The sequence below is a fragment of the Limnohabitans sp. genome (assembly GCF_031538885.1).
GTDB lineage: Bacteria > Pseudomonadota > Gammaproteobacteria > Burkholderiales > Burkholderiaceae_C > Limnohabitans.
The window spans coordinates 1-1629 of the sequence record NZ_JAVKLW010000028.1; the positions used below are offsets into that span (position 1 = coordinate 1).

A 1629-nucleotide genomic window follows, 5' to 3' on the forward strand; every position below is an offset into this window, starting at 1 on the left:
CAGCCTGACGGCCTCCAGCTTGAATTCCAGTGTGTACCGCGCCCGTCGTATCGAATCGCTCATTTCTCTCTCCTAAAACTGATTTTTACCTATCAGCTAAGGAGTACGTTTTTCAGGGGTAAGGTCAATCCCACTCATGCGTAGCGCTTGACCATCGCCTCTAGCGCGATGGGTTTGATTTTGGAAGCCTGGCCCGCACACCCAAAGGCGTGAAAGCGGGCTTCACAAATCCCTTGCGCGGCTTGCCGCGCAGCTTTCAGGGCTTTTCGTGGGTCAAACTCGCTGGGTTGCTGCGCAAACAACTGCCGCATGGCACCTGTCATGGCGAGGCGGATGTCGGTATCGATGTTGATTTTTCGAACACCGCTTTGGATGCCACGCACAATTTCTTCCACAGGCACGCCATAGGTTTGCTTGATGCTGCCGCCGTATTGGCGAATAATCTCCAACCATTCTTGCGGCACGCTTGAACTGCCGTGCATCACCAAATGGGTGTTGGGCACCGCCGCACGGATGGCCGCAATGCGGTCAATCGCCAAAATATCGCCCGAGGGTGGGCGTGTGAATTTGTAGGCACCGTGGCTGGTGCCAATCGCAATCGCCAAGGCATCCACCCCGGTTTGCGCCACAAAGTCCTTGGCCTGCTCAGGGTCTGTCAGCATTTGGTCGTGGCTCAAAATGCCTTCGGCGCCCACGCCATCTTCCTCACCCGCCTCGCCTGTTTCGAGCGAGCCCAAGCAGCCCAACTCCCCTTCCACCGACACCCCCACCACGTGGGCCATGTCACACACTTGGCGCGTGACTTCCACGTTGTACGCGTAGCTGGCTGGCGTTTTGGCATCGGCCATCAACGACCCATCCATCATCACACTGGAAAAACCAGAGCGAATGGACTGCTGACACTGTGCGGGCGAGGCCCCGTGGTCTTGGTGCAAGACCACGGGCAAGTCGGGGTGGGTCTCGATGGCGGCCAGCACGAGGTGGCGCAAATAAGCCTCGCCTGCGTACTGACGCGCACCCGCAGAGGCTTGCAAAATCACCGGACTGTCTGTGGCTTGTGCTGCCTGCATGATGGCTTGAACTTGTTCAAGGTTGTTCACGTTGAACGCGGGCACGCCGTAGCCATGCTCGGCGGCGTGATCTAAAACTTGGCGCAATGAAACCAGGGCCATGAAAATTCTCCTGTGTTGGTTGTGAATGGGTGTGCGCAGTCAGCTTCAGTCCGTTGAAGCGCGTCGCATCAAAATTTCAAACGCAGGCAAGGTCTTGCCTTCCAACACTTCCAAGAAAGCGCCGCCACCTGTAGAGATATAGCCCACTTGCTTTTCAATGCCGTACTTGGCAATCGCGGCCAAGGTGTCGCCACCGCCTGCAATGCTGAACGCGCTGGATTCGGCAATGGCGTGGGCAATGGTTTGGGTGCCGTTTTCAAACGCCGCAAACTCAAACACACCCACAGGACCGTTCCACACAACCGTGCCCGCTTGCTTGAGTTGCGCAGCCAGCTTGGCTGCGGTCTCTGGGCCGATGTCCAAAATCATGTCATCGTCGGCCACCTCGGTGGCTTTCTTCACGGTGGCCACGGCATCTGCCGCAAAAGTTTTGGCGGTCACCACGTCGGTGGGGATG

The 1629-nt window shown here is 57.5% G+C and carries 2 protein-coding genes; both read right to left on the reverse strand.

The features are described 5' to 3' along the window. Positions 1-134 precede the first annotated feature (134 nt). A complete protein-coding gene (gene fba / locus RMS03_RS01855) occupies positions 135-1172 on the reverse strand; it encodes a class II fructose-bisphosphate aldolase (protein ID WP_310625418.1) in 1038 nt (345 codons plus the stop codon). A gap of 45 nt (positions 1173-1217) precedes the next feature. Continuing rightward, on the reverse strand, positions 1218-1629 hold a 412-nt coding region (gene pgk / locus RMS03_RS01860; protein WP_310625419.1), incomplete at its 5' end, for a phosphoglycerate kinase.

Bases quoted from the DNA above. Each gene is read 5' to 3' on its own strand.
- fba (WP_310625418.1), bottom strand. From the start codon at position 1,172: ATGGCCCTGGTTTCATTGCGCCAAGTTTTAGATCACGCCGCCGAGCAT.